The organism is Arthrobacter sp. efr-133-R2A-63, from assembly GCF_030209795.1.
Classification (GTDB): domain Bacteria; phylum Actinomycetota; class Actinomycetes; order Actinomycetales; family Micrococcaceae; genus Arthrobacter; species Arthrobacter bambusae_A.
Genome location: NZ_JARVRG010000020.1, coordinates 1 through 12,709, shown reverse-complemented (window position 1 = coordinate 12,709; position 12,709 = coordinate 1). Strand labels below are relative to the sequence as shown.

Annotated in this window: 12 protein-coding genes; 2 read left to right on the top strand and 10 right to left on the bottom strand. The window is 65.0% G+C overall.

Features of this window, described 5'->3' with window-relative positions; all coding sequences use genetic code 11:
• Nucleotides 1-60: 60 nt before the first annotated feature.
• Nucleotides 61-1,200, top strand: a complete 1,140-nt coding sequence (locus QRN45_RS10335; protein ID WP_078105616.1) for a bifunctional 2-methylcitrate synthase/citrate synthase — start codon at nucleotides 61-63, stop codon at nucleotides 1,198-1,200.
• A gap of 83 nt (nucleotides 1,201-1,283) precedes the next feature.
• Here QRN45_RS10335 and QRN45_RS10330 read toward each other — a convergent pair whose 3' ends face one another.
• The 10 genes from QRN45_RS10330 to QRN45_RS10285 form a co-directional block, all read right to left on the bottom strand.
• A complete protein-coding gene (locus QRN45_RS10330; protein WP_264637702.1) occupies nucleotides 1,284-1,787 on the bottom strand; it encodes an 8-oxo-dGTP diphosphatase in 504 nt (167 codons plus the stop codon).
• Nucleotides 1,788-1,834: 47 nt separating this feature from the next.
• The gene (xerD, locus tag QRN45_RS10325) at nucleotides 1,835-2,827 is read right to left on the bottom strand and encodes a site-specific tyrosine recombinase XerD (protein WP_502870711.1); all 993 of its coding nucleotides are present in this window, start codon (nucleotides 2,825-2,827) and stop codon (nucleotides 1,835-1,837) included.
• A complete protein-coding gene (locus QRN45_RS10320) occupies nucleotides 2,800-3,462 on the bottom strand; it encodes an NUDIX domain-containing protein (RefSeq protein ID WP_078105618.1) in 663 nt (220 codons plus the stop codon). The genes xerD and QRN45_RS10320 overlap by 28 nt, the downstream gene beginning before the upstream one ends.
• 27 nt (nucleotides 3,463-3,489) lie before the next feature.
• Complete coding sequence (gene pyrG, locus QRN45_RS10315) at nucleotides 3,490-5,232, bottom strand: CTP synthase (protein ID WP_284763243.1); 1,743 nt, start codon at nucleotides 5,230-5,232, stop codon at nucleotides 3,490-3,492.
• 211 nt (nucleotides 5,233-5,443) lie between these two features.
• On the bottom strand, nucleotides 5,444-7,183 hold the full coding sequence (gene recN / locus QRN45_RS10310; RefSeq protein ID WP_284763242.1) for a DNA repair protein RecN: 1,740 nt from the start codon (nucleotides 7,181-7,183) through the stop codon (nucleotides 5,444-5,446).
• Nucleotides 7,184-7,186: 3 nt separating this feature from the next.
• Nucleotides 7,187-8,209 carry an NAD kinase gene (locus QRN45_RS10305; protein WP_241710245.1) on the bottom strand — a complete coding sequence of 341 codons (1,023 nt, stop codon included), beginning with the start codon at nucleotides 8,207-8,209 and terminating at the stop codon, nucleotides 7,187-7,189.
• Nucleotides 8,210-8,222: 13 nt separating this feature from the next.
• Nucleotides 8,223-9,035 (bottom strand): TlyA family RNA methyltransferase, encoded by an 813-nt coding sequence (locus QRN45_RS10300; RefSeq protein ID WP_241710244.1) that lies wholly within the window; start codon nucleotides 9,033-9,035, stop codon nucleotides 8,223-8,225.
• Nucleotides 9,036-9,037: 2 nt separating this feature from the next.
• Nucleotides 9,038-9,292, bottom strand: a complete 255-nt coding sequence (locus QRN45_RS10295; RefSeq protein ID WP_264637698.1) for a hypothetical protein — start codon at nucleotides 9,290-9,292, stop codon at nucleotides 9,038-9,040.
• Nucleotides 9,293-9,301: 9 nt separating this feature from the next.
• Complete coding sequence (locus QRN45_RS10290) at nucleotides 9,302-10,291, bottom strand: HAD-IIA family hydrolase (RefSeq protein WP_241710242.1); 990 nt, start codon at nucleotides 10,289-10,291, stop codon at nucleotides 9,302-9,304.
• Nucleotides 10,284-11,147 carry a hypothetical protein gene (locus QRN45_RS10285; protein WP_241710241.1) on the bottom strand — a complete coding sequence of 288 codons (864 nt, stop codon included), beginning with the start codon at nucleotides 11,145-11,147 and terminating at the stop codon, nucleotides 10,284-10,286. Before QRN45_RS10285 ends, QRN45_RS10290 begins: the two co-directional genes overlap by 8 nt.
• 21 nt (nucleotides 11,148-11,168) lie before the next feature.
• On the opposite strand from QRN45_RS10285, the gene QRN45_RS10280 reads away from it, so the two are divergent.
• Nucleotides 11,169-12,203, top strand: a complete 1,035-nt coding sequence (locus QRN45_RS10280; protein WP_241710240.1) for a hypothetical protein — start codon at nucleotides 11,169-11,171, stop codon at nucleotides 12,201-12,203.
• The last annotated feature ends 506 nt before the right edge of the window (nucleotides 12,204-12,709 follow it).

Genomic DNA, 12,709 nt, shown 5'->3' with positions numbered 1-12,709 from the left:
CAAGGGATGCAGGCGCTCCGGCTATTCCGGAGTGCTTGCCGATGAACGAAGGAGAACAGCATGGTAGCTGTTGAGATCAAGAAGGGCCTGGCCGGCGTCGTGGTTGACTACACCGCGATCTCCAAAGTCAATCCGGACACCAACTCGCTGCTGTACCGCGGCTATCCCGTGCAGGAACTCGCCGCCAAGTGCAGCTTCGAAGAAGTTGCCTTCCTGCTATGGAACGGCGAGTTGCCCACGCCGGAGGAGCTCGCAGAGTTCACAGCCCGCGAGCGCGCGGGCCGCGCCCTTGACCCCGTGGTGAAGCAGGTCATCGATGCTCTGCCGACGACTGCCCATCCCATGGATGTGTGCCGGACGGCGGCTTCGGTGCTGGGAGCACGGCACCCCCTGGCCGAGGATTCCACGCCCGAGGCCAACATGACCAAGGCAATCGACTTGTTCGCCGCGATGCCTGCGGTGGTCGCCTACGACCAGCGACGCCGGCGCGGCCAGGGAGTGGTGGATCCTCGCGAGGACCTCGGCTACTCCGCGAACTTCCTGTGGATGACCTTCGGCGAGGATCCCGTGGACGAGGTCGTGAAGGCGTTCAACGTCTCGATGATCCTCTACGCGGAGCACTCCTTCAACGCCTCCACCTTCACGGCGCGGGTGGTCACTTCCACCCTCTCGGATCTCCACTCCGCGGTCACCGCGGCGATCGGCGCCCTCAAGGGTCCGTTGCACGGTGGCGCCAACGAGGCCGTCATGCACACCTTCGAGGAAATCGGCATCCGCACCGAGGAATCGCTGGATGAGGCCGCCAGCCGGGCGAAGACCTGGATGGAGCATGCCCTTGCCCAGAAGAAGAAGGTCATGGGCTTCGGGCACCGCGTCTACAAGCACGGCGACTCCAGGGTTCCCACCATGAAGGCAGCGCTGGATAAGATGATCGCCCACTACGGCCGGCCCGAAATACTGGGCCTCTACAACGGCCTCGAGCAGGCCATGGACGAGGCCAAGGCAATCAAACCCAACCTCGACTACCCCGCCGGACCGACCTACCACCTCATGGGCTTCGACACCCCGACCTTCACCCCGCTGTTCGTCGCCAGCCGGATCACCGGCTGGACCGCACACGTCATGGAGCAACTCGGATCGAACTCCCTGATCCGTCCGCTCAGCGAATACAACGGCGTGGACGAACGGCACCTGCCGTAATTTTCTGAACGTACGACGTCGGGCCGGTCACCCCAGGTACTCGCGAGGACCGGCCCGGCGTCGTTCTGGTTTCTGCCAGGAAGTCAGCGCGCGGCTCCCGAATCCAGCCACTCGGCCGTGTGGACTTCGGCGACGCTTTCATTGTCATGGGCAAGCACGACTTCAACGGCGATGCGTTGGCCGGAAATCATGGCCGGCAGCCAGTGTTCGGCGTCGGCCCACATCTGTTCGACTGGGAGTCCCTCCACCCGATACCACTGTGGCGCTATTTCATCGCTTTCGGCGGGTTCGCCGGTCCATTGCCCGGTCAGATACACCGTGGTGAACATGTTCCATTCGGGCTTGGCGGGGAAGACGAAATCCACAGTGCCCGCGGGGATAAGGTCCTCTTCTTCCACGTGGACGAAGATCTCCTCGTGGACTTCCCGGCATACGGCTTGGGCCGCCGTCTCTCCGGCCTCCACGTGTCCGCCGACACCCACGACCTTTCCGGTGCCGAAGCCGGTCTTTTTCCGGCCCAGGAGCACCTCCTGTCCGGCGTTGCCGTCGCGGAGCAGGAAGCACAGGGTGACGTGGGCTGCGGTCATTGACCAAGCCTAACCCTGCAGCCCCGCATCGGGTTCAGGGCGACGCGTCAGCCGAGCGCCCGCGGATGCGCAGCGGCGTACACTTCGCGCAAGGTGTCGGCGGTGACCAAGGTGTACACCTGCGTGGTGGTCACCGAGGCGTGGCCCAGGAGCTCCTGCACCACCCGGACATCGGCGCCGCCCTCCAGGAGATGCGTGGCGAACGAATGCCGGAGGGTGTGCGGCGAGACATCCTTGGTGATGTTTGCCTTCTCCGCCGCTGTCTTGAGAATGGTCCAGGCGCTCTGCCGGCTGATCCGGCCCCCGCGGGCATTCAGGAACAGTGCCGGGGTGCCTTTGCCTTTCGCGGCCAGCGCCGGCCGTCCGCGAACCACGTAGGACCCGACGGCGCGGGCACCATAGGACCCCAGCGGCACCAGGCGCTCCTTGGAACCTTTTCCGAAGAGCCTGACGATCGCGGGGCCATCGGATTCCGCTTCGAGGGAGACATCGTCGACGTCGAGCCCCACCGCTTCGCTGATGCGGGCGCCCGTGGAATAGAGGAACTCCAACAGGGCCCGGTCCCGCAATCCGGTGGCGGTTTCGGCGCCGGCAGCCTCGAGGATCCGGGTCACTTCGCCGACGCTGATGGCCTTCGGCAGCCGTTTGCCCGGCATGGGCGGGTGGACATCGCTCGCCGGATCGGCCGTCGTCGTGCCCTCCAGGGCCCAAAACTTGTGGAGCCCCCGGACGGCGACCACGGTGCGTGCAGCTGAGCGGACCCCGAGGGGGGCGCCACCATCCGAGCCGTCGGACAGTGCCTGGACAAAGGCCGTGACATCGTGGCGGGAGATGTTGCCCGGTTTGTCCACGCCGGACGCGGCCAGGAAGTTCGAATAGCGGGACAAGTCCCGGCGGTAAGCGGACAAGGTGTTGCTGGCAAGGCCACGTTCCACGCCGAGGTGTTGCAGGTAATCCGTGACGGCCCGGTCAATGGAGGTCTGGACCCGGGTCTCCGCGAGCTGGGGCACGGTCAGCGCTGGCTCGGGTGGGCGGGCCAGGGAGCATTGGCGGGGCGCAGGTTCCTGAAGCCGTCCGCGCGCGCGGCGGCGGCCGCGAGGATCCCGACGACGGCGGACGGGTTGTGCAGCCGGCCTTCGAGCACCGCTGAAACGGCTTCGTCGAGTGTCACCCACACGAGCTCGATTTCGGCTTCTTCATCCGTGCGGACGTGCCGTTCCGCCTCGGGAACGCTTCCCAAACCGCGTGCCAAATAGATGCGAATCGCCTCGCTCGAGGAGCCGGGCGAGTTGAAGAAGTCCGCGAGGACATTCCACGTGGCCGCGGTAAGATCGGCCTCTTCCGCGAGCTCCCGGGCTGCACCGACGACGAAGTCTTCGCCGGCCACGTCAAGAAGACCGGCCGGAATCTCCCACAGGTCCATGCCCACGGGATGGCGGTATTGCTTGAGCAACAGGATTTCGCCGTCGACATTCATCGGCAGCACCGCAACAGCACCGGGGTGGTCGATGTAGTCGCGGATCAAAGTGCCGGTGTCTTCGCCCAGTTCGAACGCGTCACTGACGACGTCCCAGATCCGGCCTTCATAGACCTTGCTGGACGACAAAAGACGGCGCGGGCTCGGCATGTCCGAAACCTTCCGAAAAGTGCTGGGGGTTTCAGAAAAACCGGGCATCGCGCCGTCCTTCGTTTGTGTGAGCGATTACTTTGCAGCTACCTTGCGGGCCGACTTTGCTCCGGCGTCCACGCCCGCCTGACGCTCCAGCGCAGCCTTCACGAGGCCGGCAAACAGCGGGTGGGGGCGCGTGGGGCGGGAGCTGAGCTCGGGGTGGGCCTGCGTTGCCACGTAGTACGGGTGTACTTCGCGCGGCAGTTCCACGAACTCGACCAGCTTGCCGTCGGGGGACGTTCCGGAGAACACGAGCCCCTCGGCCGCAATCTGCTCGCGGTACTTGTTGTTGACCTCGTAGCGGTGGCGGTGACGCTCGCTGACCGTCGTGGCACCGTAGGTCTCTGCAACCACGGAGCCTTCATCCAACGTGGCTTGGTAGAGGCCCAGGCGCATCGTGCCGCCGAGGTCGCCCTTGCCGTCCACGATGTCCAGTTGTTCTTCCATCGTGGCGATGACCGGGTACTTGGAGTCGGGTTCGAACTCGCTGGAGGACGCCCCCTCGAGGCCGACCACATTGCGGGCGTACTCGATGACCATGCACTGAAGGCCGAGGCACAGGCCCAGCACCGGAAGCTTCGTCTCGCGGGCAAACTTGAGTGCGCCGAGCTTGCCCTCGAGGCCACGGATGCCGAAGCCGCCGGGAACACAAATAGCGTCGACGCCTGCCAAGGACTTCGTGGCGCCTTCGAGGGTTTCGCATTCGTCGGACGGGACCCACCGGATCTTGACCTTGGTTTCGTTCGCGAAACCACCGGCACGCAAGGCCTCGGTCACGGACAAGTAAGCGTCCGGGAGGTCGATGTACTTGCCCACCAGCGCAATTTCAACGTGGTGCTTGGGGTTGTGGACTGCTTCGAGGAGCTTGTCCCAGCTGGTCCAGTCGACGTCCTTGAACGGGAGATCCAGGGCGCGGACGACGTAGGAGTCAAGGCCCTGGGAGTGCAGCGTCTTGGGGATGTCGTAGATGCTGGGAGCATCGGCGGCGTTGATCACGGCGTCGATATCGACGTCGCACATGCGGCCGATCTTCTCGCGCATGGCGTCGGGCACTTCGCGGTCCGAGCGGATGACGATCGCTTCCGGCTGGATGCCGAGCGAACGCAGCGCGGCAACAGAGTGCTGTGTTGGTTTGGTCTTCAGTTCCTGCGAGGGGCCGATGTAGGGCACCAACGAGACGTGCAGGAAAAAGACGTTGTTCCGGCCGATGTCCTGGCGGACCTGGCGTGCGGACTCGAGGAAAGGCTGCGACTCGATGTCGCCAACGGTGCCGCCAATTTCGGTGATGATGACGTCAGGAGCGTTCTTGCCCTCAGCGGGGAGGCGCATGCGGCGCTTGATCTCATCCGTGATGTGCGGGATGACCTGGACGGTGTCGCCGAGGTACTCACCACGCCGTTCCTTGGCGATAACCGTCGAGTAGATCTGGCCGGTTGTGACGTTGGCCGAACCCTCGAGGTTCTCATCGAGGAACCGCTCGTAGTGTCCGATGTCGAGGTCGGTTTCGGCGCCGTCGTCAGTGACGAAGACTTCGCCGTGCTGGAAGGGGTTCATCGTGCCCGGATCCACGTTGAGATAGGGATCGAGCTTCTGCATAGTTACAGACAAACCGCGTGCCCGCAGCAGGTGGCCGAGGCTCGAAGCCGTCAGTCCCTTGCCGAGCGAGGACGCCACACCGCCAGTGACAAAGATGTGTTTGGTCGTCTTGGACGAGCCCGGAAACCGGGAATTTACACGGGAATTTGATCGCTGCACCACGGAATTCGAGCCTATCATCAATTGCGCCTCCAAAGGATCCGCTAGCCGTTTTCCCAAATGCTCAATAGTCCCCTGCCATCGGGCAAGGATCAAGAGTAAAGCCCACCCGGAACGGCAAAACAGCTCAGCCGCCCGGGAATCAGCTGCTTGGCCCCAGGTACCGCAGAAGGAGCCTCCCTGTCCGGCGAAAGCGCGCATGTGACCGATGTCCCAGGCCGCAGCCGGGTAGCTACGCCTGCTGCGGGAGAAGCTTCGCGTCGTCCAGCAATTCCTGGGCATGCGCCCGCGCGGACTCCGAGTCTTCCTGGCCTGCCAGCATCCTGGCAAGCTCTTTCACGCGTTCCTCGTCATCGAGGAGCTGCACGTCGCTGGACGTGAAGCCCGTGGCGGTCTTGCCGTCGCTTCCCCTGACCGAGGTCTTGGTGACGCGGATATGTTGGTCGGCGAAGGCAGCCACCTGCGGCAAGTGGGTTACCACCAGCACCTGGACGTGGCGGGCCAGCATGGCAAGCCGGCGTCCGATCTCCACGGCCGCGCGCCCGCCAACTCCGGCGTCCACCTCGTCAAAGACGAACGTCGGCACCGGATCCACGGCCGCGAGGACCACTTCGATGGCGAGCATCACGCGTGACAACTCGCCACCGGACGCCCCCTTGCCAAGGGGGCGGGCAGGGGCACCCGAGTGTGGCTGCAGGAGGAAGGAGATGTCGTCGACGCCGTGGGGGCCCAACTGTCCTTGGCTGTCCACCTCGATCACCAGGGTTGCGTCGGCCATCGCGAGGGCGGTGAGTTCCGCGCTCACGCGCGTGGAAAGTTCTTTGGCTGCCTTCGATCGCGACTTCGAGATGCGCGCGGCTTGCTTCCGCAGCGTGGACTCTGCGGCAGTCGCTTCGGCCTCGAGGGCTTCGATCCGGCTCGAGTCGTCCTGCAGTTCGTCGAGCCGGGTCCTCGAAGCTGCGGCCCATTCCAAGACCTCGTCGATGCTCGGGGCGTACTTCCGGATGAGTTTGGCCAGGGCAGCGCGCCGTTCCTCGATCTCCGAGAGCCGTTCGGGTCCCTCGGAGTCCAGGGAGGCCTGGTAGCTGGACAACTCCCCCGCGATGTCGTTGATGAGGAAGCCGATCTCGGCGAGCCGTGCAGCAGCTCCCGCCAACGCTTCGTCATGCTCGGAAACCTGGTCCAGCGCCCGTTTCGCGGAGTCGATCAGCGTGGTCGCGTCGGCTGTTTCGCCGAATTCCTCCGAAATCAGTGCTTCGTGCGCTGCCGCGGCGGCAATGCGGAGCTCTTCCACGTTCGCCAGCTTCACTGCCTCGGCCTTGAGGGATTCGTCCTCGCCCGGCTGCGGATCGACGTCGTCGATTTCACTGAGCGCGACCGCGAGCGATTCCGCCTCGCGCAGCCTTTCCCGCGCCTCGCTGCGGAGGGTATCGAGCTCCGCCTGGCTGGACTTCCAATGGGTGTAAAGCTCCTGGTATTCCGTGAGCGTCGCGGCGAGATCGGCACCGGCGAAGCGGTCCAGCGCGTGCCGCTGCGCCACGGCACCCTTGAGCCGGATCTGGTCCGACTGGCCATGCACCACCACCAGGCTCTCGCCAAGTTCCGCCAACACGCCTACAGGCGCAGATCTGCCGCCCACGAACGCACGGCTGCGGCCGTCCGCACCCACGGTGCGGGCCAGCAGGAGCTGGGTGCCGCCGTCGTACTCTTCCGCGTCGCCGCCCGCCTCCACGGCCCTTTCCACGGCACTGTGCGCCGGATCGAGCAAGAGCGTGGCCTCAGCAGAGGCCGACTTTGCACCGGAGCGTACCGCACCGGCGTCGGACCGCGCTCCCAGAAGGAGGCCGACGGCGGTGACCACCATGGTCTTGCCGGCGCCGGTTTCGCCCGTGACGACGCTCAAGCCTGGCCCCAACGGCAGGGTGGCGTCGGTGATGACGCCGAGATCACGGATCCGGAGTTCCTCGATCATGGTTTACATCTCCTTTGTGGGATCGGCCGCTCTACCTGTCCGCACGTCGTGGGGCGTCGGCAAAGGACTGGGCTTGAAGGTCCTGATCACGGGGGTCGGGCCCGTGTGGATGTCGGCCGAACGGGGTGCCGGACCCCGCCAGCCGTGGATGGGGAGCTCAAACTTCCGAACGAGCCGCGCTGAGAACGGGGTCTGGTGCGTGCGCGCAAGCCGCACAGGCCGGGTGGACCGGGTGACTTCGATGCGGGCGCCGGGCGGCAGGTCCACGGAACGGCGGCCATCGCACCACAGTACGCCCTGGGCATCCGTCCGGGTGAGGATCTCCACGGCCAGCTTGGACCGCGGCGAAACCACGAGGGGCTTGGCGAAGAGGGCGTGGGCGCTGATGGGGACAATCACTAGTGCCTCAACCTCGGGCCACACTACCGGGCCGCCGGATGAGAAGGCATAGGCCGTGGAGCCCGTAGGGGTAGCCAGCACCACTCCATCGCAGCCGAAGGACGTCAGCGGACGCTCATCCACTTCGGTCACCACTTCGATCATGCGCTCCCGGTCCGCCTTTTCAATGGCGGCTTCGTTGAGGGCCCAGGTATGCCAGATCTTCTGGCCCCGGACCCACACCTGGACGTCGATGGTCATGCGTTCTTCCACGGTATAGTCGCGGCTGGCAATCCACTCCACAGTCTGGGCGAGATCGGCACGCTCGCTCTCGGCGAGGAAGCCGACATGCCCGAGGTTGACGCCCAACAGGGGAACATCGACGTTGCGGACCAGCTCGGCCGCGCGCAGGATGGTGCCGTCGCCGCCAAGAACCATGACGAGTTCGACGTCCTCCAGCCGGACATCCTCATGGAGTATCTCAATCGGCTTGTCCACCACGCCATAGAACCGTTCGATATCGTCCAGTTCGGACTTCTGCATGACGGGGATCAGGCCGGAGTAGTGGAGCTGCCCGCAGGCATCCCAGGCCGCGCGAAGGGAGTCCTCGCGCCCGGTGTGGGCAAGGACCATAACGCGCCTGCTCATGGTGTTCTGCTTTCTAGTGGGTGGTCCAGATTCGTTCCATCAGTGCAGCAACTTCCTCGTCCCGCTCTTCGATCTTAGGCAAGTCCACCTGCATCCTGCGTCTTATCCACAGGAAGTACTCCACATTTCCGTCCTGCCCGGGCAAGGGGCTCGGTGCAAGGCCGCAGAGTTCAAGCCCTGCATCCACGGCGGCTTGCGCGACTTGGGCCACCGCGCGCCGCCGTTCATGGTCCGAGGTGACCACGCCGGTGCGGCTCAGCCGCTCCTTGCCCACCTCGAATTGCGGCTTCACCATGAGCACCAGGTCTCCCCCGGGTTCTGTGCACGCCGCGAGCGGGTGCAGAACCAGCGTGAGGGAAATGAAGGACAAGTCTGCCACAGTGAGCGCGGCCGGCCCGCCGATCTGCTCGGGCGTCATGTAACGGACGTTGAGGCCCTCATGGACTGCCACACGGGGATCGTTCCGCAGGGACGGCACCAACTGGTCATGCCCGACGTCGACCGCCACCACGTGCGCGGCACCTTGCCGGAGCAGCACGTCGGTGAAGCCACCGGTGGAGGCTCCGGCGTCGAGGCACCGCTTCCCCTCGACAACGACGGAAGGGAACGCCGCCAGCGCTCCGGCAAGTTTGTGTCCGGCGCGGCTGACGTAAACGTCCTCGGCATGGGCCTGAACGTCGATGTCCGTTTCTTCGGAGACCTGTTGCGCTGCCTTGGCGAGAACGCTGCCTCCGGAGCTGACTTTCCCGTCCGCAATGAGTTTCGCGGCATGGGTCCGCGATCTCGCCAATCCACGGCTGACGAGTTCCTGGTCGAGCCTGGCCATGCTCAGCGTTCGTCGGCGTCGAGGGCCGCCAGCAACAAGTCGTGGACCTCGGCATAGAGCCCGCTGTGTTCGGCCACCGGCGCAGCGGAGACCCCGGCCAGTCGCCCCAACGCGGAATCCACGGCGGCGTCACCTGTGGCGACCGTGTCGTCCGGCCATGGGGCATCGTGCGGCTCGACGCTTTGCGGCTTGAGGCCGTCCAGATCGATGGCGCCCATTTCGGCTGCGCTCTCCGGATGATCGTTCAACTCGCTCATTGGACCAGTCTAGTTTTCCAGCCATTCGAGCCGCGGCAATGTAGCCTCTGCAGCGTCGGGGGTGGCCGCCCACCAGGCTGCGCATGCAGCGCGCCAGGCGTCCAGGTCCTTCTCGGACCCGGAGACCTTGATCAGGCCATCCTGGACTTCGGCAGTTGCCTTTCCGCAGCGGAACGTGCTGTCCTCCTCGACGATCTCGGGGTACGGCTCGTACAGTTCCGTGAGGTCAGCCAGCAAGTATCCCGGGCGTTCAGAGCTGCGCGCAGCAAGGATGGACTCGGGCGTGTCGACGCCCGTGAGGACGGCCGCCGTCGCGAAGCCCGCACGGTTACCGCCAAGGATGTCAGTGTCCAAGCGGTCTCCCACAACGATCGGCCGCTCGGACTTCAGCCTCCGGGCGGCCGAATGGAAGAGCGGGGCCTCCGGCTTGCCGGCGACCCGCGGTTGCTTGCCCGTGGCAGACGCCACGGCAGCCACGAGGGTGCCGTTTCCCGGGGCAATCCCCCGGGCCTGGGGTATGGACATGTCCGTATTGGTAGCCACCCAGAGGGCTCCTGCGGCAACAACATAGGATGCCTCGGCCAGGTCCTTCCATGCGATTTCCGGGTTGAAGCCCTGGACCACAGCCACAGGCTTCTCTTTGGCGCTGTGGACGGGGGTGAGGCCCACGAGTTCGATCTCGTGGGCCAAGGCCGCGCTTCCCGTGATCATGACACGCGAACCCGGAGCGAGGAGTTCGGCCAGAAGATCCCCGGCAGCCTGCGAAGAACTGACCACTTGGTTATCTTCGGCAGGCGCGCCAAGTTCACGAAGATGGGCTGCAACCTGTGCCGGGGTACGCGAGGCGTTGTTGGTGACATAACCCAGCCGCACCCCGACGGACTCAAGCCGCTGCAGGGCTTCCACTGCGCCCGGGATGGCGTGCGGACCTGCGTAAACTACTCCGTCCAGATCGGACAGAACGGCGTCAAAACGCGAAACCAGTGAGGCTTCAGTCATTCCCGGACTCTTCGCCGGCGTGGGAAGCCTCTTCTCCGTCTTCTTCAGCGTCGTCGTCTTCCTCCACGGAATCGCGGTCCGACTCGGCGTCGTCGGAGTCAAAGTAGTCAGACTCGGCGTCGTCGAGTTCCACTTCGTCCTGTTCGGGGGCTTCAGGGGCGATAACTGTCTCTGCGCGTGCCGGCGCCTCCGCGGACTGGCGCTCCTCGGCTCGCTCGGGGGTCCCTTCGAGGTTCCGGAAACGAGGTTTGCGTGCTTCGTCTTCGTCGTCTTCGCCGAGGTCGATGATGTCCGGGTCCTCGAAGTCTCCAACGCCGAGGGCGTTTTCGGCCACGACTGCCTGGCGCTGCCACTTGCCGGCTTCTTCCGTGCGACCCACTGCCGTCAGGGCGTCGGCATAGGCACGGAACAAGCGCGGGCTGTAGGAGAAGGCGCGGTTGATGTCGAGCTGGATGATCTCCAGTTCGGCCACGGCAGCGTCCAACTGGCCAAGATCGCTCCGGGCGCCGGAAGCCACAATGGCGAGCTCAACCTTGCCGGGAGCGTCGAGATCCTGGGCCTCGGGTGAACGGACGACGTCGAGCGCACGGTCCGGCCGCCCCAGGCCGCGTTCGCAGTCGGCCATGAGGGGCAAATGGACGTTGGAGCCGCTGATCCGCCGGTAGGTGCGGAATTCGCGAAGAGCCTCGCCATAGTGGCCGGCGGCATAGGCGGTCAGGCCCACGGCTTCACGGACGGCTGCCAAACGCCCGCCGCGACGGCTCGCGGCCAGGGCGTGCTGGAAGGACAGCTCAGGGTCGATATCGATGAGGCGGCCGGCCATCACCAGGTGCTTGGCGACCCAATCGGCATTCATGCCTTCAAGGGTCTTGATCTGGTGCTTCGTGACCCGGTCGAGTTCCTGGCCCGTGACGTCGTCGTCGATCTCGGGGGAACGCTCGCGGTCCGGGCGGTTGGCGCTGCGCAGATCCGCCGCGTTCGGAACCCGCGCGGGACGTTCTTCCCAGGATCCGCCGCCGAAGCCGCGTCCCTCGGTACGTGGGCCATCAAACTTGCGGGGACCGCGCTCCGGCCGGTCGCCGAAGCTACGACGCTCTCCGTCGCCATCGCGGCGTGGACGGTCACCGAAAGGCCTCCGGTCACGATCACCGAAAGGCTTCCGGTCACGATCACCGAAACTCGGGCGCGCATCCCCATCACGACGAGGACGATCACCAAACGGCTTACGATCACGATCACCGAAACTCGGGCGCGCATCCCCATCACGACGAGGACGATCACCAAACGGCTTACGATCACGATCACCGAAAGTCGGGCGCGCATCCCCATCACGACGAGGACGATCACCAAACGGCTTACGATCACGGTCGCCGTCGCGGCTCGGGCGATCACCAAACGGCTTCCGGTCACGATCACCGAAACTCGGACGCGCATCCCCATCACGACGAGGACGATCACCAAAGGGCTTACGGTCACGGTCGCCGTCGCGGCTCGGGCGATCACCAAACGGCTTACGATCCCGGTCACCGAAACTCGGACGCGCATCCCCATCACGACGAGGACGATCACCAAAGGGCTTACGATCGCGATCACCGAAAGGCTTACGATCCCGATCACCGTCGCGGCTCGGGCGATCACCAAACGGCTTACGATCCCGGTCACCGAAACTCGGACGCGTATCCCCATCACGACGAGGACGATCACCAAAGCTACGGCGCTCACCATCGCCGACCGGCTTCCGATCCCGGTCGCCGCCGGCGGCGCCGTCACGGTTGTCCCTGGAACGGAACCCTCGGGGGTCGCCCCCGGAATTGTTGTTGGCGCGGAACGGGCCGCGCTCGCCACGGCCACCGCCGAAGTTGCCGCGATTGCCGCCGTTGTGCTCAGCCATGATGGATTCCTCCTGTTGTGAGCTGACCACTGGCGCATGCGCAGCCGCTCTTATCCGTATTTTGTTCTCACGCCGCCGGGATCCGGCTCGTATCTCTTATGCAATTCTAGGTGAACAGCCATCGGCGGACGCATTCGAAGGCCGCGTATTCAGCTTCCCGTGGGAATCATCACAACCTGATGCCTCGGCAAACACCCTTCGGCCCTCCGGGAATCCAAGCCCACGGCCGGCGTGTCAGTTCTTAGAAGCCGTCAAGTCTACCCAATCCCTACAACAACGCTCGCTCACATATAGCGGTCCCGGGCCGGACGCGCGCTCACATATCCAGGGGGTTCCGGGCCGGACTGATGTGAGCCGGGGTTGTGGAAAACGGGCCATATGTGAGCCGGCGTTTGTGGAAAGGGGGTGATATGTGAGCCGGGGTTGGTGGAAACCGGGTGATATGTGGGCCGGGGTTGGTGGAAACCGGGTGATATGTGGGCGGGGGTTTGATCCGCCGAACCCCCGCTCACATATGACGGTTTCTG

Bases quoted from the DNA above. Each gene is read 5' to 3' on its own strand.
- QRN45_RS10335 (WP_078105616.1), top strand. From the start codon at position 61: ATGGTAGCTGTTGAGATCAAGAAGGGCCTGGCCGGCGTCGTGGTTGAC.
- QRN45_RS10330 (WP_264637702.1), bottom strand. From the start codon at position 1,787: ATGACCGCAGCCCACGTCACCCTGTGCTTCCTGCTCCGCGACGGCAAC.
- QRN45_RS10320 (WP_078105618.1), bottom strand. From the start codon at position 3,462: ATGCCCGGTTTTTCTGAAACCCCCAGCACTTTTCGGAAGGTTTCGGAC.
- pyrG (WP_284763243.1), bottom strand. From the start codon at position 5,232: ATGATAGGCTCGAATTCCGTGGTGCAGCGATCAAATTCCCGTGTAAAT.
- recN (WP_284763242.1), bottom strand. From the start codon at position 7,183: ATGATCGAGGAACTCCGGATCCGTGATCTCGGCGTCATCACCGACGCC.
- QRN45_RS10305 (WP_241710245.1), bottom strand. From the start codon at position 8,209: ATGAGCAGGCGCGTTATGGTCCTTGCCCACACCGGGCGCGAGGACTCC.
- QRN45_RS10300 (WP_241710244.1), bottom strand. From the start codon at position 9,035: ATGGCCAGGCTCGACCAGGAACTCGTCAGCCGTGGATTGGCGAGATCG.
- QRN45_RS10295 (WP_264637698.1), bottom strand. From the start codon at position 9,292: ATGAGCGAGTTGAACGATCATCCGGAGAGCGCAGCCGAAATGGGCGCC.
- QRN45_RS10290 (WP_241710242.1), bottom strand. From the start codon at position 10,291: ATGACTGAAGCCTCACTGGTTTCGCGTTTTGACGCCGTTCTGTCCGAT.
- QRN45_RS10285 (WP_241710241.1), bottom strand. From the start codon at position 11,147: ATGAATGCCGATTGGGTCGCCAAGCACCTGGTGATGGCCGGCCGCCTC.